21 protein-coding genes and 6 pseudogenes are annotated in these 25,527 nt (G+C 61.1%); 20 read left to right on the forward strand and 7 right to left on the reverse strand.

The window, feature by feature from the left end:
- The first annotated feature begins 4 nt into the window (after positions 1-4).
- The 10 genes and pseudogenes from IVB24_RS09315 to IVB24_RS09360 form a co-directional block, all read left to right on the forward strand.
- Positions 5-946, forward strand: a complete 942-nt coding sequence (locus tag IVB24_RS09315; protein ID WP_247772716.1) for an ABC transporter permease — start codon at positions 5-7, stop codon at positions 944-946.
- A gap of 2 nt (positions 947-948) precedes the next feature.
- Positions 949-1,830 (forward strand): ABC transporter permease, encoded by an 882-nt coding sequence (locus IVB24_RS09320; RefSeq protein ID WP_247772717.1) that lies wholly within the window; start codon positions 949-951, stop codon positions 1,828-1,830.
- Position 1,831: 1 nt separating this feature from the next.
- Positions 1,832-2,839, forward strand: a complete 1,008-nt coding sequence (locus tag IVB24_RS09325; protein ID WP_247772718.1) for an ABC transporter ATP-binding protein — start codon at positions 1,832-1,834, stop codon at positions 2,837-2,839.
- Complete coding sequence (locus IVB24_RS09330; RefSeq protein ID WP_247772719.1) at positions 2,836-3,882, forward strand: dipeptide ABC transporter ATP-binding protein; 1,047 nt, start codon at positions 2,836-2,838, stop codon at positions 3,880-3,882. Before IVB24_RS09325 ends, IVB24_RS09330 begins: the two co-directional genes overlap by 4 nt.
- A gap of 88 nt (positions 3,883-3,970) precedes the next feature.
- Entirely contained in the window at positions 3,971-4,921 is a 951-nt protein-coding gene (locus IVB24_RS09335) for an aminotransferase class IV (RefSeq protein WP_247772720.1), read from the forward strand.
- A gap of 242 nt (positions 4,922-5,163) precedes the next feature.
- Positions 5,164-5,963 (forward strand): annotated as a pseudogene (locus IVB24_RS09340) (transposase); the annotation flags it as partial.
- Between the two features lie 30 nt (positions 5,964-5,993).
- Positions 5,994-6,811: pseudogene (locus IVB24_RS09345) on the forward strand (IS110 family transposase); the annotation flags it as partial.
- Between the two features lie 224 nt (positions 6,812-7,035).
- Positions 7,036-8,520, forward strand: coding sequence for an IS21 family transposase (gene istA / locus IVB24_RS09350; protein WP_247772721.1), 1,485 nt, complete (start codon positions 7,036-7,038; stop codon positions 8,518-8,520).
- Positions 8,517-9,329 carry an IS21-like element ISBj11 family helper ATPase IstB gene (gene istB, locus IVB24_RS09355; protein ID WP_247300139.1) on the forward strand — a complete coding sequence of 271 codons (813 nt, stop codon included), beginning with the start codon at positions 8,517-8,519 and terminating at the stop codon, positions 9,327-9,329. The genes istA and istB overlap by 4 nt, the downstream gene beginning before the upstream one ends.
- 129 nt (positions 9,330-9,458) lie before the next feature.
- A pseudogene (locus tag IVB24_RS09360) lies at positions 9,459-9,789 on the forward strand (transposase); the annotation flags it as partial.
- On the opposite strand, the gene IVB24_RS09365 reads toward IVB24_RS09360, so the two are convergent.
- The 3 genes and pseudogenes from IVB24_RS09365 to IVB24_RS09375 form a co-directional block, all read right to left on the reverse strand.
- Complete coding sequence (locus IVB24_RS09365; RefSeq protein ID WP_247363696.1) at positions 9,735-11,084, reverse strand: IS701 family transposase; 1,350 nt, start codon at positions 11,082-11,084, stop codon at positions 9,735-9,737. The pseudogene IVB24_RS09360 and the gene IVB24_RS09365 overlap by 55 nt on opposite strands.
- 61 nt (positions 11,085-11,145) lie before the next feature.
- Positions 11,146-12,084 (reverse strand): IS630 family transposase, encoded by a 939-nt coding sequence (locus tag IVB24_RS09370; protein ID WP_247772722.1) that lies wholly within the window; start codon positions 12,082-12,084, stop codon positions 11,146-11,148.
- A 585-nt stretch (positions 12,085-12,669) separates the two neighbouring features.
- Positions 12,670-12,943: pseudogene (locus IVB24_RS09375) on the reverse strand (transposase); the annotation flags it as partial.
- Positions 12,944-13,000: 57 nt separating this feature from the next.
- Here IVB24_RS09375 and IVB24_RS09380 point away from each other — a divergent pair.
- The 6 genes and pseudogenes from IVB24_RS09380 to IVB24_RS09405 all read left to right on the forward strand — a co-directional run bounded on the left by IVB24_RS09380 (position 13,001) and on the right by IVB24_RS09405 (position 18,068).
- Positions 13,001-13,999: a tyrosine-type recombinase/integrase gene (locus IVB24_RS09380; protein ID WP_247772723.1), complete on the forward strand. Its 999-nt coding sequence runs from the start codon at positions 13,001-13,003 to the stop codon at positions 13,997-13,999.
- Positions 13,999-14,826 (forward strand): tyrosine-type recombinase/integrase, encoded by an 828-nt coding sequence (locus IVB24_RS09385; protein WP_247772724.1) that lies wholly within the window; start codon positions 13,999-14,001, stop codon positions 14,824-14,826. The genes IVB24_RS09380 and IVB24_RS09385 overlap by 1 nt, the downstream gene beginning before the upstream one ends.
- A 74-nt stretch (positions 14,827-14,900) precedes the next feature.
- Complete coding sequence (locus IVB24_RS09390) at positions 14,901-15,107, forward strand: hypothetical protein (RefSeq protein WP_247772725.1); 207 nt, start codon at positions 14,901-14,903, stop codon at positions 15,105-15,107.
- Between the two features lie 22 nt (positions 15,108-15,129).
- Positions 15,130-15,411 carry a hypothetical protein gene (locus IVB24_RS09395; protein ID WP_247772726.1) on the forward strand — a complete coding sequence of 94 codons (282 nt, stop codon included), beginning with the start codon at positions 15,130-15,132 and terminating at the stop codon, positions 15,409-15,411.
- Between the two features lie 1,285 nt (positions 15,412-16,696).
- Positions 16,697-16,888: pseudogene (locus tag IVB24_RS09400) on the forward strand (IS630 family transposase); the annotation flags it as partial.
- Positions 16,889-16,973: 85 nt separating this feature from the next.
- Positions 16,974-18,068: an ABC transporter ATP-binding protein gene (locus IVB24_RS09405; protein ID WP_247772727.1), complete on the forward strand. Its 1,095-nt coding sequence runs from the start codon at positions 16,974-16,976 to the stop codon at positions 18,066-18,068.
- A gap of 136 nt (positions 18,069-18,204) precedes the next feature.
- Here IVB24_RS09405 and IVB24_RS09410 read toward each other — a convergent pair whose 3' ends face one another.
- Entirely contained in the window at positions 18,205-18,390 is a 186-nt protein-coding gene (locus tag IVB24_RS09410) for a hypothetical protein (protein WP_247772728.1), read from the reverse strand.
- Between IVB24_RS09410 and IVB24_RS09415 the strand changes: the two genes are divergently transcribed.
- From IVB24_RS09415 to IVB24_RS09425, 3 genes and pseudogenes are all read left to right on the forward strand, one after another.
- Positions 18,380-19,225 (forward strand): extracellular solute-binding protein, encoded by an 846-nt coding sequence (locus IVB24_RS09415; RefSeq protein ID WP_247774064.1) that lies wholly within the window; start codon positions 18,380-18,382, stop codon positions 19,223-19,225. The two genes, IVB24_RS09410 and IVB24_RS09415, sit on opposite strands and share 11 nt — an antisense overlap.
- A 78-nt stretch (positions 19,226-19,303) precedes the next feature.
- Positions 19,304-19,957: an amidohydrolase gene (locus IVB24_RS09420; RefSeq protein ID WP_247772729.1), complete on the forward strand. Its 654-nt coding sequence runs from the start codon at positions 19,304-19,306 to the stop codon at positions 19,955-19,957.
- Between the two features lie 1,032 nt (positions 19,958-20,989).
- A pseudogene (locus IVB24_RS09425) lies at positions 20,990-21,722 on the forward strand (ATP-binding protein).
- Between the two features lie 593 nt (positions 21,723-22,315).
- Here the strand turns inward: IVB24_RS09425 and IVB24_RS09430 are convergent.
- Both IVB24_RS09430 and IVB24_RS09435 read right to left on the reverse strand, forming a co-directional pair.
- Positions 22,316-23,104, reverse strand: a complete 789-nt coding sequence (locus IVB24_RS09430; protein WP_247772730.1) for an SDR family oxidoreductase — start codon at positions 23,102-23,104, stop codon at positions 22,316-22,318.
- 291 nt (positions 23,105-23,395) lie between these two features.
- Complete coding sequence (locus tag IVB24_RS09435) at positions 23,396-23,701, reverse strand: hypothetical protein (RefSeq protein WP_247772731.1); 306 nt, start codon at positions 23,699-23,701, stop codon at positions 23,396-23,398.
- Between the two features lie 304 nt (positions 23,702-24,005).
- Here IVB24_RS09435 and IVB24_RS09440 point away from each other — a divergent pair, with 304 nt between their 5' ends.
- Positions 24,006-25,223, forward strand: a complete 1,218-nt coding sequence (locus IVB24_RS09440) for an IS110 family transposase (protein ID WP_247289241.1) — start codon at positions 24,006-24,008, stop codon at positions 25,221-25,223.
- Here the strand turns inward: IVB24_RS09440 and IVB24_RS09445 are convergent.
- A complete protein-coding gene (locus IVB24_RS09445; protein WP_247337951.1) occupies positions 25,202-25,525 on the reverse strand; it encodes a hypothetical protein in 324 nt (107 codons plus the stop codon). The genes IVB24_RS09440 and IVB24_RS09445 overlap by 22 nt on opposite strands.
- Positions 25,526-25,527: the final 2 nt, after the last annotated feature.

Genomic DNA, 25,527 nt, shown 5'->3' on the forward strand with positions numbered 1-25,527 from the left:
GAGCATGGCCGCCTACATTGTTCGCAGGATGCTCTCGACCATTGCCGTCATGGGGATGGTCGGGATTTTCATCTTTTTGCTTCTCAGACTGTCGCCTGGCGACCCGGCTGCCATCATCGCCGGCGACGCGGCGACCCCACAGATGATCGCGGGCATCCGCGAACAACTCGGACTTAATGATCCTCTACCAGTCCAGTTCCTACATTGGGCGCTGGACATTCTCAGCGGCGATTTCGGGGACTCAATTTTCACGGGCCGACCGGTTCTCCTCCTCATCTCGCAGCGGTTGCAGCCAACTATTTCCCTTTCGATCCTGACGATGATCGTTTCGGTGACGGTTGGGCTCGCTTTCGGCATGCTGGCCGCATGGCATGTCGGCGGCGTCTTCGACCGCACTCTCGCAGCCTTTGCGGCGCTGGGCTTTTCTGTCCCGGTATTTGTCGTCGGCTATTTTCTGATCTACTGGTTTGCCATCAGCGCGCGTTGGCTTCCGGTCCAAGGATACCAGCCTGTCGAACACGGCCTCGGGCCCTGGTTTGTGCACCTGATCCTGCCGACCGTCGCCTTAAGTGTTCCCTATATTGCTTACTTCGCCCGGATCACTCGGGCGAGCATGCTCGAAGTTCTGTCGGAAGACTATATGCGAACGGCCGCTGCCAAGGGCGCCTCTTCATATTCCATGCTCTTCCACCACGCCCTGAAGAATGCAGGTGTCCCGATCCTTACCGTAATCGGCACAAGTTTCGCCTATCTGATTTCTGGCGTCGTCATCACGGAAACGGTGTTCAACATCCCCGGTGTCGGTCGATTGGTCGTCGATGCGATCAACAATCGCGACTATCCGATCATTCAAGGCGTGCTCATCCTCGCGTCGGGCCTGTACGTCCTGATCAATCTCGCGGTCGATCTGACTTACACCGTGATTGATCCCCGGATTCGGTATTAAACATGTCACTTGTCTCCGCACCAGTTGAAGTCGAGCCGATGGGCTGGCTGCAAATAGCCAACCTTCCTCGTATAGCAAGGCGGCATCCGCTGGTCTCTGCCGGCGGCGGTCTCTTGGCGGTGTTGATCATCCTGGCGCTCGCTGCACCCTTTTACGCCGGCGATCCCTTGAGCATGGATCCGTTCAAACGGCTTCAGCCTCCCTCAGCCGAGATGTGGTTCGGGAGCGACAATCTGGGCCGTGACGTGTTTGCGCGGGCGGTGTTCGGTGGCCGGATCTCCCTCATGGTGGGATTGATCTCGGCGGCGAGCGCGGCTTTGGGTGGGCTTCTGATCGGTGTGGTTGCCGGCTACAACCGCAGCTTCGACAATATCGCCATGCGGATCATGGACGGGTTGATGGCGATCCCGACGATTCTGCTGGCCATCGCCCTGATTTCCCTGACAGGCGCAGGCATCGGGATCCTCATCGTCGCCATCACAATCCCTTCGATCCCAAGTATTACGCGGTTGGTTCGGTCGGTGGTTCTGAGTGTTCGCACTCGTCCTTATGTGGAGGCCGCGCTCTGCGGCGGCGCGCGTCTGCCGAAGGTGCTGTGGCGGCATATTGTCCCAAGCACCATTCCGCCGCTCATAGTTCAGAGCGCCAATGTCTGCGCCGGTGCGATACTGACCGAGGCCGGGCTGAGCTTCCTCGGCGCGGGTGTGCCACCCGATATCCCGAGCTGGGGTAACATGATCTCAAGTTCGAGCCTGTATCTCGGTGTTGCACCATTGACGGTCTTCGCCCCCGGCATTTGCCTCGTCATCACGGTTCTTGCCGTCAACCTGCTCGGGGATGGCCTGCGCGACCTGTTCGATCCCCGTGCGAAGCGAAGGCGCTGACATGCAGATGCATCAAACTGCAGGGAACGACGTGCTTCTCGATGTTCGAGACCTGGAGACGCGCTTTTTCGGCGAAGACAGCGTCACGCGCGCCTTGGGCGGCATCAGCTTCCAGGTCAAGCGTGGCGAAACGCTTGGCGTTGTCGGCGAATCCGGATGCGGGAAGAGCGTCACCGCCGTTTCCATTCTCCGCCTGCTGCCGAAGCTAGGCGCCAATACGGTGAGCGGCGAGATCCGCTTCCAAGGACGCGATCTCCTGAAACTCTCAGAAAGAGAGATGCGGCAGGTCCGCGGTGACCGGATCGCGATGATCTTCCAGGAGCCGATGACGAGCCTAAACCCGGTTTACACGGTCGGGCGGCAGATCGCCGAGGCGGTGCAGATCCACACCAAGGCCTCCCGATCCGATGCGATGGCAAAGGCGCAAGAGATGCTCCATCTCGTCCGCATCGCTGACCCTGAGCGTCACCTTAACAGCTATCCATACGAAATGTCCGGCGGCATGCGCCAGCGTGTCATGATCGCCATGGCGCTCGCCTGCTCACCGGAACTGTTGATTGCGGACGAGCCGACGACGGCGCTCGACGTCACCATGCAGTCGCAAATCCTGCGGCTGATCGTTGATCTGAAAGAGCGCATGGGAACGGCCGTGATGTTCATCACGCATGATCTCGGCGTTGTCGCCGAGACATGCCAACGCGTGATTGTCATGTATGCCGGCCGGATCATAGAGCAAGCAACCGTAATAGATCTGTTTGCGCGCCCGATGCATCCCTACACCCAGTCGCTGATGCACTCGTTGCCTGATCGGCGGCGAGGCCGACTGCGCCGCCTTCCAGAAATCCCCGGCATTGTACCAAGCCTGCGTGAGCCTATCGTCGGCTGTAGCTTTGCGCCTCGTTGCACGTTCGCAATAGGCATTTGCCGCGAGCAGACGCCGACCCTACGTGACGTCGATCCGGGCCACGCCGCGGCTTGCTGGCGCGCTCAGGAGGTTGTGGGCGCATGAACGGTCCTTTGCTGAAAGTCGAGAACCTGACCAAGCATTATCCGCTCGGCGCAGGGTTCCTGAAGAAGACCATTCCGACAGTGCGAGCGGTCCAGGACGTCTCATTCTCGGTCGAGGCCGGCGAGACGCTCTGCATTGTCGGCGAATCCGGCTGCGGCAAGTCCACCGTCGCGCGGCTCTTGATGCGGCTCGTGGAGCCGACAGCCGGACGAGTGCTGATTGAGGGAACCGATATTGCCAGTCTCAAGAAGCACGCACTTCGAGATTGGCGCCGGCGGATGCAGATGGTGTTTCAGGATCCTTACTCGTCGTTAAACCCGCGTCTCACAGCTGGACAGATTATTACCGAGCCTGCAGAAAATTTCGAGCGCCTCAGCCGCAAGCGGCGTCATGCGCTTGCGACGGATCTTCTCCGTAAGGTCGGGATGTCGCCCGAGATGATGCACAGGCTTCCATCCGAGTTGTCGGGCGGTCAGCGCCAGCGTCTCGGCATCGCACGGGCGCTGGCGCTTAAGCCCTCGCTCATCATTGCCGACGAGCCGGTCTCAGCCCTAGATGTCTCCGTCCAGGCACAGATCCTGAACCTCCTCATGGATCTGCAACAGGAGATGGGCATCGCCTTCGTCTTTATCTCGCATGACCTGAGCGTGGTGGCGCATATCGCTCATCGCGTCGCGGTCATGTATTTGGGGCGCATCGTCGAGCTCGCCCCGTGCGAGGCGCTGTTCGCCAAGCCGGTCCACCCTTACACGGAGGCGCTGATCGCGGCAGCACCGGTGCCGGATCCCACGCGGGTTCGGCTGGAGGTGCCCGTGGTGGGTGAGGTGCCAAGCCCGGTCAATCCGCCGTGCGGGTGCGCATTCCACCCGCGCTGCCCGCTCGCGGTCGAGCGTTGCCGCATTGAAGTGCCGCCTTTGGTGCCGACGGCAGAAGGGCGTCTCGTAGCTTGCCATGTGCGCGCCCCAGCCACAGACATTCCGGCCCCACTGCCTGCGGCGGCCAATTCTTCGCTGACCCCTGTGATACAGCCACAGACGCTTTAACCCGATCGCACATCTCGTCCGCGCCGCCGACAACAATATCGGACAAAGAAACTCAAAGGCAACGGAAGGATAGAACATGACTCCCTCTATGACACCGCTCTCAGCCGCGCCGCCTTTGGTGATCGACGAGCGTCACATCGATCGACGGCTTTATCCACACGGAATTGCGTTCATGGATGGGCAATACCTGCGGATGTCCGAGGCCAAGATCTCGGTGCTCGATTGGGGCTTCCTGCACTCCGACGCGACCTACGACACCGTGCACGTCTGGAACGGCAGGTTCTTCCGATTGGACTTGCATCTTGACCGCTTTTGGAGCGGCATTGAACGTCTGCGGATGAAACTGCCCTACGATCGTGAAGAGGTAGCATCTATCCTCAGCCAGTGTGTCGCGCTATCAGGCCTTAAAGCAGCGTACGTCGATATGATCTGTACGCGCGGTTCATCACCGACGTTCAGCCGGGATCCGCGGCAAGCGGACAACCGCTTCATCGCGTTTGCTATCCCTTTTGGGTCGGTCGCCAACGAAGAGCAGCTGGAGAGAGGGCTGCATGTGGCAATCAGCGACACGGTCCGCATCCCGCCCAAATCGGTCGATCCCGCGACCAAGAACTTTCATTGGCTCGATCTCGTGAAGGGCCTCTTTGAAGCCTACGATAAAAAGGCGGAGACGGCACTGATCCTAGATACGAACGGGCACATCGCGGAAGGGCCCGGCTTCAATGTGTTCTTTGTCAAGGAAGGAGCCTTGAGGACACCCGCTTTTGGCGTCTTGCAGGGTATCACACGCCGGACTGTCTTCGATCTTTGCGCCGAAATTGAGCTCTTGGTCAGGGCGGCTGATGTCACTTGTGCTGAACTCAAGGGCGCTGACGAGGTGTTCATCACCTCGACGGCGGGTGGCATTATGCCTGTGACGCGTATCGACCACACGGCGATCGGAAACGGGCGGGTTGGACCTATCACCCGTCAACTCACGGATCTCTACTGGCAAAAGCACGATGATCCGGCATGGTCGACGCCTGTGGTCTATCCATGACAGGAGAGGAGCCGTGCAACAGCGACTTGGCCGTCAGTTTCGTGACGATCTCGATGAACTGTCGTCACGTTAGTCGTCCGTGAATAAGGCTCTAAGCGAGTTCAGCGCGAGTCTATTTTTCGGGGTCGCGACGGTTTGAGATTGCAGCGATTGGGAGCTTAAGATCGCCAAACCGTGCAATTTCGTATGTGGATTCCCCCTCGTTGCGGACCATGATTCTGTGTTGCATCGGAGGGCGAACGATGCGGCCGAAGAAGCACACGGCGGCGAGCTCGAACATCTGTTCCGGGCTCGGCCGGACCAAATCATCAACATGAAGCACGAGCTGGTACAGCTCGCCGGCAAGATCGATTGGGATTGGATCGACGTCGAGATCGCTTCGCTCTACAGCGAGAGCGGCCGGCCCGGGATCGAGACCCGCTGTTGCTCAAGCACATTCACAGATTGTCTGATGAGGGCATTTGCGAGCGCTGGGTCCACCACGCCTGCTTCCAGTTCTTCATCGGCGAAGAGTTCTTTTAGCACGCCTCCCCTGCACGAGCGCTCGGGTCTGAGCCACTGGCGCAAGCGGCTCGGCGACAAGCTGGAGCTCTTGCTGGCCGAGAGCCTGCGGGTGGCACAGGAGGCTGGCGCGCTACGTGGCCAGGTCCTCAGGCCGGGCACGGTGGACACCACGGTGCAACCGAAAGCCATCATCCGTCCGACGCCAAGCGCCTGCATGCGGCCATAGGGGCTCAACCGCCTGGCCAGGAGACACGGTGTCAGGCTGCGGCAATCCTATTGTCGCGTTGCCAAGACCGCGGCAACGATGGCGGGCCGCTACACCCATGCCAAACAGTTCAGGCGGCGTCAGCGGCAGTTACGTATCCTGCGCAGCCAGCTGGGCCGGATCATCGGCGATATCCGCCGCAAGATCGAAGGTCAGGCTGTGCCTGAGAACACGTTCGCCCTCCCGCTCAGCCGGGCCTCGCAGATCCGCTCGCAGCAGCAGCGCCAGCGCGGCTTCAAGCTTTATTCCTTCCACGCCCCGGAGGTGGAGTGCCAAAGCAGCCGCGCCTTACTAGTTAATGGCATGGACCACGCCCGCTCTCAGCGGAAAGGTAGAGCCCCGGCAAGAGAAGGAGCGCAAACCATGTCCCATACGAACATTGTCACGATCGGTAGCGATCTAGGCAAGAACACATTCCATGTGGTGGGATTCGATGCCAAGGGTGCAATCATCCTACGCAAGAAGCGATCGAGAAATTAGCTTGAGTAGTCGCTGGCTAATGTTCCGCCCTGCCTGATCGGAATGGAAGCCTGTGCAGGAACACACCACCTGGCGTCGCAAGCTCGAGAAATTAGGCTATCAAGTACGGCTCTTGCCAGCACAGTATGTGAAGCCATACCTCAAGGGCCACAAAAATGACTTCCGTGATGCCGAAGCCATCGCAGAGGCAGCGCAACGCCCGACCATGCGCTTCGTCCCGTTGAAATCGGCCGCGCAACTTGACTTGCAGGCGCTGCCATAGAGTTCGCAGTCGATTGGTGACACAGAGAACCGCGGTCATCAATCAAATCCGAGGTTTTTTGCTTGAGCGAGGGCTGCCAGTTCGGCAAGGAGCGGCAGCACTCCGATTGGCACTTCCACAGATTCTCTCGATGCTCTCGGATAACTTGTCGCCTCGAGTGGTTCGGCTCATTCAGGAGCTGGCCGAAGACTGGCGCTTTCTCGAGCGGCGGGTAGCATCGATCACAAAGGAAATCGACGAACTCGCTGATCAAGACGCACACTGTCGCCGCCTGATGAGTGCGCCGGGTGTGGGACCAATCATCTCAGGTGCGATGATCGCCGCGATCGGAACTGGTGATGCCTTCCATAAGGGCCGCGACTTTGCAGCATGGCTTGGCTGCGGCGCGGCAATCAGGATGGAAGTGCAGCGTCAATCAGGATGAGAGAGCTTCGCCGGGCTCGTGACGCAGGGAGGGCGTAGCCCGACCGGAGTTACGAGCCCGGCGACGGCGCGATCCGAGCGGACCGCGCCGTCTGGTGATCGCGGCTGGCCGGTGATGGATGGTTCTTCTCGCCAAAGAGGAATCACCCGTTGCCAGGCTGCCATGTCACCGATCACCAGATGAGGCTCTACATGAAGTTCCGTCAAACCAATTCGCCGCCAGAGGCGGCCGCGAAGGCGTCGTTCAGTTCGTCGACCGCTTATCGGCTCGAGAAGGATCTGCGCCTTCCGTCGCAAAAGAAGTCACCGCGGCAAAGGCGCCGGCCGGATCCCTTGGCCAACGTCTTCGGCCTGGAGGTCGTGCCGATGCTGAAGGCGGCTCCCGGCGTGCGGCCCGTGGCCATCTTCGAGGAGATGCTCCGACGCCATCCTGAGCTGGGGGCTGGAATCCGCCGCACGCTCGAGCGCCGGATCCGCGCCTGGCGGGCGATCCACGGCGAGGAGCAGGAGGTCATCTTCCGCCAGACCCACGAAGTGGGCCAGGTCGGCCTGTCCGACTTCACCGATATGGGCGAGCTTGGGGTCGCCATCGCTGGCGTGCCGCTCGATCATCGCCTGTATCACTTCCGGTTGGCCTATTGCGGGTTTGAACACGCCCATGTCGTGCTCGGTGGCGAGAGCTTCGTCGCATTGGCCGAAGGGCTGCAGAATGCCCTATGGTCGCTCGGTGGGGCACCGCGGGAGCATCGGACCGACAGCCTGTCGGCCGCCTTCTGCAATCTCGATCGCAATGCGAGGGACGATCTGACCAGGCGGTACGAGGACCTCTGCGCCCACTACGGCATGCGGCCTTCCCGCAACAATCGCGGCATCGCCCACGAGAACGGGGCGATCGAAAGCTCGCATGGCCATCTCAAGCGGACGATCGCCGATGCGCTGCTGTTGCGCGGCACTGCCGACTTCGATGATCTCGCCGCCTATCGCGGCTTCATCGACGAGATCGTCAGCCGCCGCAATGCCCGCAACGCCAAGCGGATCGACCACGAGCGCGCCACCCTGCAGGCGTTGCCAGATCGCCGCACCTCGGACTACGAGGAGGTGATTGTCCGCGTGACGTCAAGCGGCGGCTTCACCTTGCGCAAGGTGTTTTACACCGTGCCGTCGCGTTTGATCGGGCACCAACTGCGGGTGCGCCTTTACGACGATCGTCTCGACGTGTTCGTCGGCGGCACCCATCTCGTCACCCTGCCGCGTGGGCGGCCGCATTCCAACGGCAAGCACGACCAGGTCGTCGATTATCGGCACGTGATCCATTCCTTGCGGCGCAAGCCAATGGCGCTGCTCAATCTCGTCTACCGTGATCGGCTGTTCCCGCGCGATGCCTATCGCCGAACCTTCGATTGCTTGCGCGAACGGCTGCCGGACAGGAAAGCCTGCCGGATCATGGTCGATCTGCTCGTACTGGCCCATGAGCGCGGCTGCGAGGCCGAACTCGCCGATCAGCTCGCGACCGAGCTTGATGCCGGCCGACTGCCCGACCTCAACCGGCTGCGCGCTTACTTCTCTCCCGATCCGGCCTGCGTGCCGCACGTCGTGGTGCAGCTCGCACCGCTCGCCACCTATGAGTGCCTCATCGGTGCCGGCGAGATCGGAGGTGCCGCATGAGCACGGCCAACACCATTGACACCGCGCGCCTCAATCTATTGCTCAACGAGTTGCGGCTGCCAGCCATCAAGGTGCTGTGGCCGCAATTTGCCGAGCAGTCCGACAAGGAAGGCTGGCCGGCGGCCCGCTTCCTCGCCACCATTGCCGAGCACGAGATCGCCGAACGCGGCCGCCGCCGCGTCGAGCGCCATCTCGTCGAGGCGCGGCTGCCCGCTGGAAAGACCTTCGACAACTTCGACTTCGAGGCTGTGCCGATGATCTCCAAGGCACAGGTGACCGCGCTCGCCGCCGGCGATGGTTGGCTCGGCAAGGGCGCCAATCTGCTGCTGTTCGGCCCGCCCGGCGGCGGCAAGAGTCACTTGGCGGCAGCCATCGGCCTGGCCCTTATCGAGAACGGATGGCGCGTCCTCTTCACCCGCACCACCGATCTCGTCCAGAAGCTCCAGGTGGCGCGGCGCGAGCTCAATCTCGAGGCCGCCATTAACCGCCTCGATCGCTTCGACCTCCTGATCTGCGATGATCTTGCCTACGTCACCAAGGACCAGGCCGAGACCAGCGTGCTGTTCGAGCTCATCAGCGCTCGCTACGAGCGGCGTTCCATGCTGATCACCGCCAATCAGCCCTTTGGAGAGTGGAACAGGGTCTTCCCGGATCCTGCTATGACGCTCGCCGCCATCGATCGCCTCGTTCACCACGCCACCATCGTCGAGATGAACGTCGAAAGCTATCGCAGGCGCACCGCGCTCGAGCGGAAGCGTGGTCCAGGGCGACCATCCTCGCACGCGACACCAAAAACACTCGCTGATTGACGCTCCGCGACAATCAGAGCGAACAAAACTCTTGCGCGCGACAATCATCGCGGCAATCATCACCTCGCCGCGACACCGACTCGCCATCCTGATTGTCGCGCGCTTCCCATCCAGATTGTCGCGCTATAGCTTGGCCTCGTACCGAAACAAATCTCGACCGGCGATCGAACCATTCTCGGCCGCATATCGAGGCTTGGCAAGCGGTACCTGCGAACGCTGTTCGTTCAAGGGGTCAGAGCCGTACTTCTAAGGCGTCAGAGTTGGCCCAGGCAGAGCCTGGTTCGAAGCAGCATCCAAGCGGCTCCCCTCGAATGTACTGGTTGTCGCCCTGGCCGCACAACTCGCGCGCCTAAAGCGTGATGGCATTAGCACTACTTTGGCAGAATGTGTTTTCGCCGCTGTTTTTCAAGGATTTGCTTTCGGCAATGTGGGCACTGCTGGGGCGGCGGCCGAAGGATGAGATCGACGATGGCGTGACGTACGGCGGGCATAGTCGGTTGAGGCGGAGGCCCGTTGATTCTTTTTTTTTCGCCCCGCGTTTGCGAGGCGACGATGTTGCAGGAAGGCGTAGGCAATCATTGTCATAAGGGCGTGGCGATGAAGACCTTGCCATGATCGCCCTTCGAAGTGATCAAGTCCAAGTTCCTCCTTCAACTGTTGATGCGCCTGCTCACAAATCCACCGTGCCTTGATGGTGGCGGCCAGCGTGCGCAGATCCGTCGTCGCCGGAAGATTGGCGAGATAGTATTTCTTCTCCCCGGAGGCACGTTGCTCGCCAATGAGCCAGGCTTCGTCGCCTGGGAGATGCTGCTGACCTTTATCCCATATCCGCTGCGGAGGGCCGTCGGCGGTGCGGACACGGAGAGCAGCAAATCGGGCTTTGAGCCGACCTTTCGTCCCGCTGCGCCAACTCACGGTTTTCCATTTGGCGCTGGCCAGCATTTGTTCTGCCGCAATCGATAAGATATCGGGCACGTGGTGCTTTCGTGGTTTGCCACGGGCTTTGGTGATCGGCCAAATGAGCTTCACATCGACCGGATACACTTTCTGGTGCCGAGGGATACCGACCGCCCAGGCCAGCCCGCGCTCTGTTAGCCCTTGTCGAAACGGCGCGCTGAGGCCGTATCCTGCATCCGCCAGCACACATCCAAAGCGTATGTTGGCTGCCATCGCGCGGTCAATCTCGGCCAAAGCGATCTCCGGCTTGGACCGCGGCGTTCGGTGTTCGACTGGCACGCGAGCGCGCTTCAAGCGAGGCATGTCGCTTGTCCAGCTGTCAGGCAGAAAGAGACGTAACGCGACCATCACGGGCACTTCCCCGCGCGCAAGCGTTAAAGACACCAGCGTTTGGCAATTTGCAGTTTTACCGAGAGCCGACGCGTATTGAGCCGCAACACCGACCGATCGCTCACCCTTTTTCGGCAGTGAGGTGTCATCAATAACCAGCACCGCATCCCTGCCGCCGACAAGTCGGTCCGCCTGGTTGAGCAGCTCTGTCTCTAGCGGCGTCGCGTTCCAGACGCCGTCCGCAATGAAATGGTGCAACTGGTCGTAGTTGCTCGTGGCAAGGCGTTCCGCCATCGGCTGAACGCTCTTGCGATCGCCAGGACCGATCAATCCCGCAACATATAGAGGACACATCCGCTGTCGGGTCTTATGACCCAGCCGGTCCAAGAACGGCATCAGCCAGCGTTCGAGTTCGTCTTCCCATCCCGGCATGGTCAGCCCTCCAAGAGCCGACCACCCATGAATCATTGAACAATTGATTCGGGAATCCTATAAATCGCGGCAAAATCAACAATCTGCCAAAGTAGTGTTAGGTTCGATAGCCTGAATTTTTGAGGTAGTTGGCGCATTCCTCTGAGGTGAAGGCATCGAGTGCGCGGCCGATTGCGGCGCAGACGGCGTCGACGGTTCGCGCGGCAGCTTTGCGGAGCAGGTGCTTGAGCTTGGCAAAGACTTGTTCGATCGGGTTCAAGTCGGGCGAGTATTTTGGGAGGAAGAAGAGTTTGGCGCCGACCGAGCGTATGAGTTGGCGAACTGCTTTGCTCCTGTGGCTACCGAGGTTATCCAAGACGACGATGTCGCCGGGTCGAAGGACGGGCAGAAGAACCTTCTCGACATAGGTGCGAAAGCTCACGCCGTCGATCGGGCCCTCGATGAACCATGGCGCATCGATCCGGTCATGGCGCAGGGCCGCCAAGAAGGTCATGGTCTTCCAGCGGCCGTGCGGAACCTTGGCGGGAAGTCTGTGCCCGCGCGGCGCCCATCCCCGCAAAGGCGCCATATCGGTTCTGGTCCAGGTCTCGTCGATGAAGACCAGCCGCTCAGCTTCGACGCGATCTTGATACTTTGTCCATTGGAGACGCCGCCGCGCCACGTCGGGTCGATCGCGTTCGCCAGCCGCCACGCTTTTTTTGAAGCTGAGCTTCTCGGCATGCACGAAGTCCCACGCCGAGTGGTAGTCCACCTTCAGGCCGCGTCCGGCAAGCTCGGCAACCAGCCCCCGTATGGTGAAATCGCCGTCCTTGATCCGCTGCGACAGCCAGACCGCGTGCTCGCCCGAAATTGCCTTCGGCTTGTAGCCGCCGATCTGCCCAGGCTCAACGCTGCCGGTCTCGTCGACCCGCTTCATCCAGCCGATGGCCGTGCTGATCGCCACACCAAACTGCTTGGCCGCCTGATTGCGGGACATCCCGCCTTCGATTGCCGCCACGACGCGCTTGCGAAGATCCAGAGAGTACGGCTTGCCCATCCATGCTGGCCTCCGTCCAGCCAGCATGGTGAATCAGAAACAAGCTGATTTGGGAATCTGGAGGGTTCTGTGAGGTCGCGCAGACGCGAAGGTACGGCAGACGCCTGTGACGCGACCTCATTGAAGCCGGATTGAACGAAGGCGCGGGAGGGTGGGCACGGTGGTGAGGCTATGGGGATTGTTCGCGATCGCAAGTAGCTATCGGCAGACTGTGTATCTGAAGCGGAGACGTGCTGGTTGCGCATCGGTGGCAATTTGAGACCGGGAGCGTTTTGCAGGCGGCGATCGATGGGCCGCTGCATTGAATGGTTGTCGTCGCGCGGTGTGGCCGCACGACTTCGACAGCGTCGGCGATGATCGAGACGCTGGGAATGATGATCGTCGTGCAGGGCACGAACTGGCTCACGATGTGTCGCATCGGAATGGTGGGGTTCGAGGATTGGAACGACTGAAGCTGTGTCGAAAGCGCGCGATGATGCGCATGACGCCACCACAATCAGGACAGGCGGGAACCTTGGCCGACGTCAGAGCGTCCGAATCCACAGGCGACGGCTCGCCATCGTTTGGCGCTGTCCGCTCACGATCGAGAAGTTTGCGGCAAAGGGCGAGTTTGGCAGCGCGATGGCCGTTGGCCATGAAGCCGAAGTGGCGGATGCGATGGAAGCCATCGGGCAGCGTGTGAAGAAGGAAGCAGGCGGATGAACTCGTCGGGCTTGAGCTTCATGATCTTTGTCGCGCTGTTCTGGCGGTAGTCCTTCCATGAGAAGGCGACTTGATCTTCGTCCAGGGCGACGAGCCGGCTGTTGGCGATGGCGACGCGATGGGTGTAGCGGCCGAGATAGGCCAACACCTGTGCGGGCGCCCGTGCGGCCCCGTTGGGTCGGCCACTGATGGCCGGTCACATACGGAGACGGACATGTTGCAGCGGCGCTGGATCTGCAGGGCTATGGCCCCGAGACAGCGGTACGCTATTTGCGAGCGGCACCTCGTCGAGCTCGGCCTTTGCCGGTCCGCGGCCGTGGGGGCAGCACCCGCCGAGCCGCAGCTGGTCGCCGACTTCAAGACGTGGCTGCGCAAGCATCGCGGCGCATCCGATGCCACCGTCAGGCTCTACGCCCGCGACGCCGCGGGCCTGATGATGGAGCTTCGATCTGACCCGGCCGGCTGGAGGCCGAACGATGTCCGCAGTTACTTCCTGGAGCGGGCGAGCAATAGCGGGAGTGGCACGATCGAGAAGATTACGACGAGCCTGCGGGCTTTCCTGCGGTATCTCGCAGTCGCAGGCCATTGTCAGGCAGGTCTCGACGGCGCCGTTCCGGCCTACGCTCATTGGCAGCTTGCCGACATGCCCCGGTATCTATCGACCGAGCAGGTCGACCGGCTGATCGCTGCCTGTGACGGCGATGCCGGTGCGCGCCGGCGTGATCGTGCGATCGTACTTTTGTTGGTGCGCCTCAGCCTGCGGGCCGGTGACGTGGCGCAACTGCGTCTCACCGATATCGAGTGGCAAACGGGATCGCTGCGGGTCTGCGGCAAGTCGCGCTACGAGGTCCGGCTGCCGCTACCACAAGACGTCGGGGATGCGATCGCCGCCTACCTCGAATGCCGGCCGTCTACCCGCCGGAACGATGTCTTGTTCCTGCGCACGATCGCGCCGTGCCGGCCATTCCGACGAGGCGACGGCATCTCGTCGGTGGTGAAGCGTATCATGAAGCGGGCCGACATCGTGCCGCCGGTCAAAGGGGCCCACGCTCTGCGGCACACGGCGGCGACCGAGATGCTGCGCCACGGCGTGCCGCTCGACAAGATCGGCCTCGTCCTTCGGCGTCGCGGCATCGACACGACGGCCTATTACGCAAAGACCGACGTCGCGCTGCTGAAGCAGGTTGCTCAGCCCTGGCCGGAGGCGCTCTGATGCTCGACGCCATCGAGACCTATCTCGCGCTCCGCCGCACCACGGGCTTCGCGATGTCGACCGCGCAGTACCTGCTGAAGAGCTTTGCCGCCTTCGCAGCCGAGCGCGGACAAACACACGTCGAGACAAAAACAGCGATCGACTGGGCCGCGCTCGGACCATCCGTCGCGCAACGCGATGCACGGCTAAAAGCCGTCTGTCGCTTCGTACGCCATGTCCGGGTGGAGGACGTCGGGCACGAGCTGCCGCCGGCAAATCACTTCGGCGCCCGTAAGAAGCGTCGCACGCCGCACATCTACACGACAGACGAGATCAGTCGGCTGGTCGAAGCTGCGCTGCGGCTTCGGCCGATGCGCGGCTTGCGCCCGCACACGCAAGCGACCTTGATCGCGCTGCTCTCATCCACCGGGCTCAGGATCTCCGAAGCCCTGAAGCTGACGATCGCGGACGTGACCCGCGACGGTCTGCTGATCCGCGAGACCAAGTTCCGCAAGACGCGACTGGTGCCGCTGCACGACACGGCGGCCGCCGGCTTGCAGCGATACCTGGCACGTCGCGGGCCCGGCTCAGACGATGATCCGGTGTTCATCGACAAGCGCAATCGGCCGCTACGCTACATTGCCGTCAAGGAGACCTTCGACAGGCTGGTCGACAAGGCTGGCATCAGATCGACGTCGGCTCGCCGTCCTCGCCTGCACGATCTGCGGTACACGCTTGCGGTGCGCGCGCTGCAAGGCAGCCCGACCGGCCGAGGCCGGTGCGGGGCACACATGGCGGCACTCGCAACCTACATGGGTCACGTCAACATCTACGCGACCTACTGGTAGCTCGAGCCCACGCCCGACCTCTTGCGCGATGTCGCCACGGCCGGCGAAGCGTTTATGTCCGAAGGGAGGTCATCATGACGTCGATCGCTCCCCTCATGGAGACGTTCCTGCGCAACACGTTCGCTTGCCAGCGGGGCGCCAGCCGGCACAGGAGGGACTCCTATGCCTCGAGCTTCCAGCTGCTGTTCCTGTTCGCCGCCGACCGGCTCAAGGTCAAACCATCGGCGCTGACGCTCGAGCAGCGATGCCGGGCTCGTCAGCGCCTTCCTCGAGCATCTTGAGGACGAGCGCAAAAGCCCGGCCGTGACGCGCAACGTTCGCCTGGCGGCGATCAAGTCGTTCTTTCGCTTCCTCGAGTACCGGCAGCCGGCAGCGCTCGAGCAGGTCCGCCGTGTACTGGCGATCCCGTTCAAGAAAACTGACACGCGCCTGGTGCCCTACCGTCTGCGCGAAGAGCTCCAAGCCGTGCTCGACGCTCCCGATCCGGTGTCACGCGATGGCATCCGCCATCGCGCAATGCTGCACGTGGCCGTCTGCGCAGGGCTGCGCGTCTCCGAGCTGACGGCCAGGCCTCAAGATCGATGACATCGCCCTGCCTTCGATGAGCATCCGCGTGCTCGGCAAGGGACGGCGGGAGCGGACCCTGCCGTTGTGGAAGCCGGCGGCCGCTGCACTGCGTGCCTGGCTGGCCATCCGCGGGCAGGTCGCGACACCCGAGGTGTTCGTCAACGCCCGTGGTGAGCCGCTGAGCCGATGGGGCTCATCTGGTATCGCGCCGACGGTAAGCTGCCGGATCGTCAGCACGGCTAATAGCAGCCGCTGCACGTGTAATTACTCGAGCGGCAAACTGGACTTATCGCAAGGGCGGAATCGTTAGTCATTCTACTCCAAGCGAGCCTACCCACCAATCGCGCTATCAGGCTGATGACAGGTGCAGACTCTTTCGGGATTGGTCGAGCATCGAGATGTGGTAGCTGGGTGGCTGCCAGTCACATGAGGTTCTGTATGTTCGCCTCGATGGATCGCACGAGCCAGCATATGTGATCGGCTGGCCAAGGCGCATCCTATCATGTACTTCCAGGCAAGCGGGGCCTGCGAGAGGAGCTCCTCGGGGACGGTCTTCGGATGAGGTCTTGGTCTAGCCCGGCCTCTTCACGCTGGAATGAGGCTGTCAACGAGCATACGGTGCGGCCGTCTTGGATCGCGTGCACGGGCCGGCGTCGCGAAGCTCTTGCCATCGCGCATCCGCTCTACGCAAGTAACTGGCTTGCGCTCGTCGCGCGATTGGAGGAAATAACCATGCAGAGTGTGCAGTGTGATCCTCGCGCGCGGTCTGCTGGGCAGCCAGCCGCTAACGCTTTGAGCTAGAAACTGTCCACCGAACACGTGCCCCCATTTGAGGTCTATGTTGCGGGCGCGGAACCGGTCTGTCCCGATGCGTTCAGGTTAAACATAGTCGAGCACCTGCTTCAATGATACGACGTCGTCACTTTTCGCGACTCGGGAATCTGCAATCCCTCTTAGTCTGAGGCATGAGATGTGGTTGACCTTGAATATCCCATCAGGGCATTCACTCGACCGGCTGCAGCTAAATCTGCAACGGCATGCCGCCGATTGGATTGGCATTCGGCCATCGACTTCTCTCTTTCACTCCGATCTCAGGCTGCGAGAAACAGAAATACGCCTCGCTGTCCTATTTCTTAGCCAGCGAGCCAGGCAGTGAAGCGCTGTTTCACATCATCGCCCCTTCAATTCAGAAGGCGAGTCCATTGGGGTCCAGAGTACGCCATATGGTCTGGCGTGTTAGTCATCTGGAACGCAAGTTCGTGACATTAGTTGATCGCTCGAATCTCTAGAGAGGAGAGCGCTCGTGGCGAATGCATGTGTGAAAGGCCGGCCGATCGCGCCGTTGTTGCTGAGTCCGCAGGAGCGGGCGTACTTGGAGAGGCAAGTTCGTCACCATCGTGTAGCCCGATCGCTATCTGAGCGGTGCCGCGCGATCCTGCGGTGTGCAGATGGTCTGCCGAGCAAATCTGTGGCTGCCGAACTTGGCATCCATGAATGCCGATTCCGAGCCGATCGCGCGCACCGTTCCGATTTGATCGCGCTCGGCATTCCGAAGTGATGGCGCGACCTGAGGGGAATGGATGTCGGACGCGAACAATCCCTTCGTGAAATTCACCGATATACAGAAAACTTACGACGGCGAAACGCTGGTCGTCAAAAATCTGAATTTGGATATCAATCGTGGTGAGTTTTTGACCATGCTGGGGCCCTCTGGCTCAGGCAAGACGACGACTCTCATGATGCTTGCGGGATTCGAGGTGCCCACTCAAGGCTGCATCCTTCTTGAAGGGCGCTCGATCGTCAACATGCCTCCTCACAAGCGCGATATCGGCATGGTGTTCCAGAACTACGCGCTTTTTCCGCATATGACCGTGGAGGAGAATCTCGCCTTTCTGCTCAAGGTTCGCAAGCTCGGCAAGGCGGAGATCGAGGCTAAGATCAAGCGCGCGCTCGACCTGGTTCGGCTCGGCGCGCATGGCAAGCGCCGGCCCGGTCAGCTTTCCGGTGGTCAGCAGCAGCGTGTCGCGCTTGCCCGGGCCCTCGTCTTCGATCCCAAGCTCGTGCTGATGGACGAGCCGCTCGGTGCGCTTGACAAGCAGCTACGCGAGCAGATGCAGCTTGAGATCAAGCATATCCACGAAGATCTCGGTGTCACTGTGGTCTATGTGACCCATGACCAGCGCGAGGCGCTGACTATGTCGGACCGCATAGCGGTGTTCAATGACGGGATGATCCAGCAGCTCGCCGCGCCGGCCGAGTTGTACGAGCGGCCGCGGAACGCCTTCGTTGCCCAGTTTGTCGGGGAGAACAACCGGCTGCATGGCAAGGTCGTCGCGATAAATGGTGCAACCTGTAGGGTGGAGCTGCCAGGCGAGGGCGACGTAGAGGCGCTCGCCGTCAATGTCGAGGTGGTCGGTCGGCCGACCGTGTTGTCGCTGCGGCCAGAACGAGTGAAGCTCAATCCGATGCCGGGGTCATTGCCCAATGTCTTGAGCGCGCGGGTTGCGGAGGTGGTTTATCTGGGCGACCACGTGCGAGCCCGGGTCTCGGTCTGCGGCCACGATGATTTTGTGATCAAGCTGCCAAACTCGGAAGGCGTGGTGCAGGTCGAGCCCGGTGAGGCGATCACCGTTGGCTGGAAAATGGAGGATTGTCGGGCTCTCGACCCGTCCTGACGAGGGCGAAGGCGCCGCCAATAGGGCGGCCCGTGGGTTTGATAACGCTGCTCCTATCCTGGGGGCGGCATAGGACCAAGAGAGTAAAACGATGAGGACACCCGTAGCAATCGCCGGTGCCGCAGCTCTGGCAGGATTAATGGCGAGCGCGCTGGTTCAGGTAAAGCCTGCTTTCGCGGGCGATCAGCTGACGATCGTGTCTTGGGGCGGCGCTTATCAGGAGGCACTGCGCAAGGCCTTTTTTCAGCCCTTCACAAAAGTCGACCGGGATCACGATCACCGAAGACGAGTACAACGGCGAGATTGCCAAGATCCGCGCCATGGTCGAATCCAGAACCGTGAGCTGGGACGTAGTTGACGCTCCCGGGGCGATTGCTTGGAAATTGTGTACCGAGGGCCTCAGCGAGACGATCGACTGGAAAAAGCTGGGTCTCGATCGATCTAAGTACGGCGACGCTGGTAAATTCGACTGCGGCGTGCCGACTCAAACCAATTCCACTATCTTTGCCTATGACAAAGACAAGCTGCCAAATGGCCCGAAGACCATTGTTGATCTGTTCGACACGAAGAATTTTCCCGGTAAGCGTGGGCTGTTCAAGGGTTTCTCCCCTAACCTAGAATGGGCGTTGGTTGCGGACGGCGTGCCAGTCAAGGACGTCTACAAGGTACTCAACACGGAGGTCGGCGTCGATCGCGCCTTCAAAAAGCTCGACACGATCAAGAAAGATGTCATCTGGTGGACGGCCGGCGCCCAAGCACCACAGCTATTGGCTGACGGCCAAGTCGTCATGACCGCGGCCTATCACGGCCGCATTACCAATGCCGCCAAGGAGTCCGGCAAGCATTTCGAGATCGTATGGGATGCCGCGCAGGAGGGCGCGAGCTGGTTCACCATTCCCAAGGGCAGTCCGCATCTGGACGATGCCTACAAGCTCCTTGCCTTTACTGGCTCGCCCGAGCCGCAAGCTAACCTGACGCGCTACATCCCGTACGGTCCTCTCAACAAAGATGCAATGGCCCTTCTCGATCCGGCGGTGCTTCCCAACGTTCCAAATAAGCCCGACCGTTTCGCCATTGCTCTGCATCCGGACTACCCTTTCATGATTGAGAAGACCGACGAGCTGCGCCAGCGTTTTACCGCTTGGCTCGCGAAGTAAGAACAAGGAGGTCGAGGAGAACTTCCGTTCTCCTCGCATCTCAAACAGATGATCTGAGAGAGTGAAAGAGAGAAGTCGATGGCGACGATGGCGGTCCAAATCGCTGGCAGTCCGGACGTGATCCCGTTGCGGATCAGACTCCAGCGGGTCGAGCGCCGCCGCAAGCTGAAAGCTTTTATGCTTGTCCTGCCACTCCTCCTGTTCATCTTGATGGCGTTCGTCTGGCCGATCACCCGCGGCGCGGCTGTTTCTGCACCACGCCATGACCTAGGTTCCGAGGACCTCAAGTCGCTCCAGGATTGTCTTTTCCGTTACTGCGTGGGCAGAGCTACCGAGTGCGATCTGCCCGTTAAAATTGCACCGATTTTTGTGGGCGGTCATGGAATGATGCAACTCGCCCACAACGCAGGCCATCTCTGTCGCCTATTGCTGGATCTTCCTGATACCCGGTTCGTCCTGATGCACATCGGCTATTCTTACGAGCGGGACTTTGTCGGATCGAGCCAGTCTATGGACATGCTTGCGTTGCTCGCCGCGTATTGCGCTGGCACTCTCGGAGTTAGTTGCCGAAGGCTGGATCTCCCTCGGAGAAGCTCCCGGGCTGATCTAGCGCATTATGCGCGGCAACGCATTGCGCTTCTTCCCGAACGGGCGCATATCGAGATGGACAAGAATGCGGTACATTCCCCAGCGCCTCTTATGTCACGGAAATACTTTGCAGCATTTGCTTGAAATTCCAGATTGGTAGTTCAAAATCTGCAGGGCGTTTTCTCGCGTCACAGTTCAATATATCTTGGCATTGAAGCCTACGGGGATCGATGTCAAAGGAATTCCGTGAGATCTTGAGGGGCTGGCTCAGGACTAATGCGCCGCAGCTGATCGGGCGCGGCCCAAGCAGGGCACGATGCCATCGGCAGATGCAGCCCTGGGAGGCGGTCGCACTTTGTCTCGCCGCTCAATTATCTAAAGCGCACTTGTTCTCGCGAAAAAGCTCCGAGTGCGACTCCTCCAATCGGAGCGAGCGAAAGGCTCAGCGATCAGGGGTGTGCAGAGGCTCTTCGGGCGGGCTAGTGGCATTCTCTTTCTGCACCGGTTTCGGTCGGCCAAGTAGGACCGATGCCTGCAGATTTTCCGAATTCCGATCTCTGCAGGAATGCCGCCGACTTTGTTCCTGGTGACGAAGTAAGGCATGGCTCTAAGGTGCGACTGAACCAACGCCATTCGAAAACTGCACGCCCTGACACTTCCGACTAACATGACCGGTACCCGTCTGATTCCGACAAGTCCTTTGCCGAAACCGCAACAAGGCGAGGTCGTCGCCGAGCCCGGCATCAATCCTATGGATTGATGCCGGCGCAAAGGCAGCTATCCCCTATCCATCGGCGTGTCGGATTTATCCGGGTTAGGAGTTGCTGGTGAGATCGTTGTATCGGCCCGGTGCTACCGTGACTTTCCGGGACGGGCACGCTCGCGAACCCCGAGAACTATACGGGCGTGCTGCGCCTGCCTCGCTTCATCATTCGGCGGAATTCGAAGGCATTCGGAGATACCGATTTTCTCAACCAGCGAAGGAGGACCAGCCTGTGGTGAAAGGCTCGGTCGGGCTTTTCGAACTGCTCGAGTTGCTTGCATGACCGGCGCCAGCTCAATCACTCCAAGCGGTGCGATCAGAGGTTTGAGGGGAACTGCACAGGGCGATTACCTCGAGCTCAGATCGTCCACGCCAATATCCGCGGGCCACGCTACTACAACTACAGAACAAACGTGCTGACCCATCCGACACTCGATCAGGTCCACGCGCTTGGCCTGCATGGCATGGCCAAAGCCTTCGTTGATATCCGAGCCTCGGGCGAAGCCGATGGCGTCGGTCATGCCGAATGGCTGGCACTGCTGCTCGATCGCGAAACCTCTCTGCGTCGAGGCAAGCGCCTCTCCGCGCGCTTGCGCCACGCCAAGCTGCGCCAGCAGGCCTGCGTCGAGGATATCGATTATCGCACCCCGCGTGGCCTCGATCGCGCACTGTTCGCCCAGCTTGCCGAAGGTAGCTGGATCGACGCCCACGCCAATCTCCTGATCTGCGGCCCCGCAGGCGTCGGCAAGAGCTGGCTTGCATCCGCGCTCAGCAATAAGGCCTGTCGCGACAATCGCTCGGTGCTATATCAGCGCGTGCCCAGGCTGTTCTCCGAGCTTGGTCTAGCGCGCGGCGATAGCCGTCATCAACCCAGCGCGCGCTCGGCTGCGTCGATCTGCTCATCCTCGATGGATTGGGACCTCGAGCCGCTCGATGCCGCCGCCCGCCACGATCTCCTGGAGATCCTCGAAGAGCCAATTCCCCGTGGACCAGTGGCATGCCCTCATCGGTGACCCGACCTATGCCGATGCCGTACTCGATCGCCTCATCCACAACGCGGATCGGCTCGATCTCGCCGGCGAAAGCCTGCGCCGAACCAGGCGCAGCACGCCCGCAAGGCCCGAGCATGGGCCGCCGTGGACATGACGCTTCGCTTGGACAACCCCCCGGCGTTGACCACATGCCCAGAGCCGCAAGAGCAGATGAAGCTCTTCTTCGGATCATTCGGGGATTGACTAGGCCCCGGTGCAAGGAAAAGAGCGGCAGAACGTCCGCCTCCGGGGCGGGATCAGATCGGAATCCGGGGTGAGTTGAAATCGGAACGCGCGGGCGAAATCATCGGAATCCGCACGCATCAACGCCGTCATAAAGACGGGGCGTGCTCGCGCTCATGCCTCAATCAGGTGGTAGTGCCGCACGCGCATCGTGCCGCTGCGCGTGCTCTCGCGAGTGTTTCGAAAGCTGTTCCTGCAGAACCTGCGGGATGCATTCGACGCCGGCGAGCTGCGCTCCTTGGCGGCCTCGCGGCTCTTACCGAGCCCACGGTCTTCGCCGCCGGGCCCGACCAACGCAAGCAGATCGGATGGATCGTCTATACCAAGCCGCCGTTTGGGGCCCGAACAGGTGCTGGCCTATATCGGCCGCTACACCGGTCGCATCGCCGACCGGTCTCGCTCTCCGACGACAGGGTCGCTTCGCCTGGAAGGACGATCGCCGAGGGGATGGAGAATTTTACGTTCTTACCACATAACCAGATGCATGCCGGCGTCTATGCGTACACATTCGCCGGTCATGTTGCTTGCCGCCGGGCTTGCGAGGAAGCAAACAAGCTGTGCGATGTCCTCGGCAGTCGAGAGGACCTTGAGCGGTACCCGCGCGGCGACAGCATCGCGCACCCGCCGGGCGCCCGCCTCGCCAAGAACTTTGGTAAACCAACGCGTATCGACATAGCCGGGACAAACCGTATTGACGCGAATGGAAGGCGCCAGCGCCCGCGCCAGCGACAGCGTAATGGCATTCAACGCGCCCTTGCTCGCTGAGTACGCGACGGATGAGCCGTCACCGCTGATGCCAGCTGCCGAGGAGACGTTTACAACTGCAGCCGACTGGCCGCTCACGTTTGCACCGGCCTCAAGTAGCGAGCGCGCCGCACGGATCATCTGGTACGGCCCGATGGTATTGACCGCAAAGATGCGCTGAAAGTCCTCTGCGGAGAGCTCATCGAGATGGTGATGCGGCACATGCTTTGTGGTGCCCGCATTGTTGATGAGCACGTCGAGCCGCCCCCAGGGCTCGGCGGCCGCGACGATCTTCTTGCAGTCGTCATCGCGCGAGACGTCGCCCTGCACCAGCACTACCTCGGCAGCACCCACCCGTCGGCAGGCTTCACCGGTGGTCTCGGCTTCCTTCTGGCTGGTGGAATAATTGATCACGATGCGCGCTCCGCCTTTGGCCAGGAGTCGAGCGGCCGCCGCTCCAAGGCCCGACGCCGAACCCGTCACGATCGCACAGAATCCATCCTTAAACATCGTCTCCTCGTATTCAAGCCGCAGGTTTTTAGCCAGGGCGCAAAGAATCGGGACATTCGCAGCGGGTTGATGCGCTTGCCTAGTTATGCAACTTGTCAATGGCAATATGCTGCGTCAGCGCGGCTTAACAATTGATCGTACATCATGAACAAAAGATGCACGGCTACCTATTCTGGTGGGGTCGAAGGTGGCGGAGCATCGTGAAGGGTAGCTGGGTCGACGGTGGGGACACGCTGTTCAGCCCTCCGAACTAGGGAGAGCGTCTGCGAGCTCAATGACCCATGGTCCTTTCTAGCCGATTGGTAGCGAAAGGTCCTTCACTTTGGAAGGAGGAGTGGTTTCAAGGTAGGGCAGACTATCCGCGACAGCAGAGTGCAGTCGATTGCCAAACATCTGCTGTGGGCCGGACCATACACCTGCTCTAATTTCTGCATTGTGATTAATGAACGGGGTGACGCGATGCTGATTGGCTATAGGTTCGCGTTCGCAGGGAATGTTCATGCCGGCGCGGAGTACAATGAGCGCCAGTGAGTGCAGCCTATCCCCGCGCACATTCATGACGATCATATCTGCGGAATACCGTTCCTCCAACGACATTTCGGCTCGCATAGCCTGGTCTCTCGATTACATTCGTAACCGGTATGAGAGTTTCTCGGTGCCGATGTTCCGCTGCGATATTCAAGATCGTAGCGTATGGTGCGACCATCGGGACAGAGGCACCGGGAGCACGATGTGCGGGCAGGCCGATGCATTCGATGAGCCGCGAGCTCGAGTTAGTAGCTGGCCGCCTCTGCGACTCGCCCGGTTGCGCTGAGAGCGCGAATGCGTAGTTGTCGTGTCGCCCGCAGCTCCCGTCATGTGGTCTGATTGGCAGGAGGTGCGAATGCGACGGGTGATTGGCATCGACGTCCACCGAACTTTCGGGGAAGTGGTGATTTGGGAGGATGGCAGGCTCCGACATGCGGGCCGCATTGATATGACGCGGACTGCGTTGGAGGGATTTGGCAAGACCCTGCTGGCCAGTGATGAGGTGGTGGTCGAGGCGACCGGCAACAGCATGGCGGTATCGCGGGTTCTGGCACCGTTCGTGGCACGGGTGATTATCGCCAATCCGCTGCAGGTGAAGGCGATCGCCCAGGCTCACGTCAAGACCGACAAGATCGATGCCGGCACGCTCGCCAGTCTGCAGGCGGCTGGGTACCTGCCGCAGATCTGGACGCCTGACGCGGAGACGGAACGCAAGCGTCGGCTGGTGGCGCGGCGCTACCAGGTCGTGCGCCATCGCACGCGGCTCAAGAACGAGGTGCATTCGATCCTGCACGCGCACCTGATCCCGAAGTGCCCGCATGCCGATCTTTTCAACGGCCGCGGCCGGGCGTGGTTGGCCGCCCAACCGTTGCCGGACGATGAGCGCGCGGCGATCGATCGGCACGTCCGCGAGCTTGACCGGCTGGCGGAAGATCTGGCCCTGCTCGACCGCGAGATCGCGCAGGACGCCATCGACGATTCCGCGGTCAACAGATTGATGACGATCACCGGCGTCAACTTGGCGGTCGCTGCCGGCATCATGGCGGCGATCGGCGACATCAGCCGGTTCAACAGCCCGCAGAAGCTGGTGAGCTATTTTGGGCTGAACCCGCGGGTGCGGCAGTCCGGACTGGGCGCCGCCCATCACGGCCGCATCAGCAAGATCGGCCGCAGTCACGCGCGCGCCATGCTGGTCGAGGCGGCCTGGGCAGCGGCCAAGGCGCCCGGTCCGCTGCATGCGTTTTTCGTGCGCATCCGCGCCCGGCGCGGCCATCAGATCGCCGCGGTGGCCGTGGCCCGGAAGCTCACCGTGCTTTGCTGGCATTTGTTGACGAAGGGCGAGGATTACCTGTGGGCGCGCCCGGCACTGGTCGCCATCAAGACCCGCGCGATGCAGCTTCAAGCCGGACATCCGCAACAGAAAGGCAGCCGGCGTGGGCCAGCGTATGCCTACAACATCAAGGCATTGCGCGACCGCGAGATGTTGATTGCCGCACAGGCGGAGCAAAGCTACGAGCGCCTGGTGACGCAATGGAAACCACGGCGGCCAAAAACCGGCGCGCGGGCGCCTCAGCTCGGCAAGACAAAATAGGGCAGCCTGGTGGCGCTTGCAGCCGATGCGCCACGCTTCGCCACGAGGTCGCCCGCGCCCACCCAGGATAATCCCGCCTGACGGCAAGTGCCAGCCAGGAATGCAGTCCCGTTCCACGCCAGCATGCCGCCGTGCTCGGGCCGGTCAAGGCCAAGCCTTGCGGTGGCCGCAAACGCGGCCAGCCTTGACCGCCCCTGCGCGCGGCGGCTGCGAGATCGATGGCCGGGACGGAAGAATGGCCCGCGGCGCAGCCGAACAAAAGAATGGACGTACGCGATTTCTGCAATCGTCATCTCGGTCATGA

The organism is Bradyrhizobium sp. 192 (assembly GCF_023100965.1).
In the GTDB taxonomy this organism is placed as follows: domain Bacteria; phylum Pseudomonadota; class Alphaproteobacteria; order Rhizobiales; family Xanthobacteraceae; genus Bradyrhizobium; species Bradyrhizobium symbiodeficiens.

Coding starts and splice junctions, on each gene's coding strand:
- istA (WP_247772721.1), top strand. CDS start 7,036: ATGAGGCTCTACATGAAGTTCCGTCAAACCAATTCGCCGCCAGAGGCG.
- IVB24_RS09370 (WP_247772722.1), bottom strand. CDS start 12,084: ATGGGCAAGCCGTACTCTCTGGATCTTCGCAAGCGCGTCGTGGCGGCA.
- IVB24_RS09435 (WP_247772731.1), bottom strand. CDS start 23,701: ATGTCGTTGGAGGAACGGTATTCCGCAGATATGATCGTCATGAATGTG.
- IVB24_RS09390 (WP_247772725.1), top strand. CDS start 14,901: ATGACGTCGATCGCTCCCCTCATGGAGACGTTCCTGCGCAACACGTTC.
- IVB24_RS09385 (WP_247772724.1), top strand. CDS start 13,999: ATGCTCGACGCCATCGAGACCTATCTCGCGCTCCGCCGCACCACGGGC.
- IVB24_RS09430 (WP_247772730.1), bottom strand. CDS start 23,104: ATGTTTAAGGATGGATTCTGTGCGATCGTGACGGGTTCGGCGTCGGGC.
- IVB24_RS09365 (WP_247363696.1), bottom strand. CDS start 11,084: ATGATTCATGGGTGGTCGGCTCTTGGAGGGCTGACCATGCCGGGATGG.
- IVB24_RS09325 (WP_247772718.1), top strand. CDS start 1,832: ATGCAGATGCATCAAACTGCAGGGAACGACGTGCTTCTCGATGTTCGA.
- IVB24_RS09445 (WP_247337951.1), bottom strand. CDS start 25,525: ATGACCGAGATGACGATTGCAGAAATCGCGTACGTCCATTCTTTTGTT.
- IVB24_RS09315 (WP_247772716.1), top strand. CDS start 5: ATGGCCGCCTACATTGTTCGCAGGATGCTCTCGACCATTGCCGTCATG.
- IVB24_RS09420 (WP_247772729.1), top strand. CDS start 19,304: ATGGCGACGATGGCGGTCCAAATCGCTGGCAGTCCGGACGTGATCCCG.
- IVB24_RS09320 (WP_247772717.1), top strand. CDS start 949: ATGTCACTTGTCTCCGCACCAGTTGAAGTCGAGCCGATGGGCTGGCTG.
- IVB24_RS09380 (WP_247772723.1), top strand. CDS start 13,001: ATGTTGCAGCGGCGCTGGATCTGCAGGGCTATGGCCCCGAGACAGCGG.
- IVB24_RS09410 (WP_247772728.1), bottom strand. CDS start 18,390: ATGGCGCGGATCTTGGCAATCTCGCCGTTGTACTCGTCTTCGGTGATC.
- istB (WP_247300139.1), top strand. CDS start 8,517: ATGAGCACGGCCAACACCATTGACACCGCGCGCCTCAATCTATTGCTC.
- IVB24_RS09405 (WP_247772727.1), top strand. CDS start 16,974: ATGTCGGACGCGAACAATCCCTTCGTGAAATTCACCGATATACAGAAA.
- IVB24_RS09330 (WP_247772719.1), top strand. CDS start 2,836: ATGAACGGTCCTTTGCTGAAAGTCGAGAACCTGACCAAGCATTATCCG.
- IVB24_RS09335 (WP_247772720.1), top strand. CDS start 3,971: ATGACACCGCTCTCAGCCGCGCCGCCTTTGGTGATCGACGAGCGTCAC.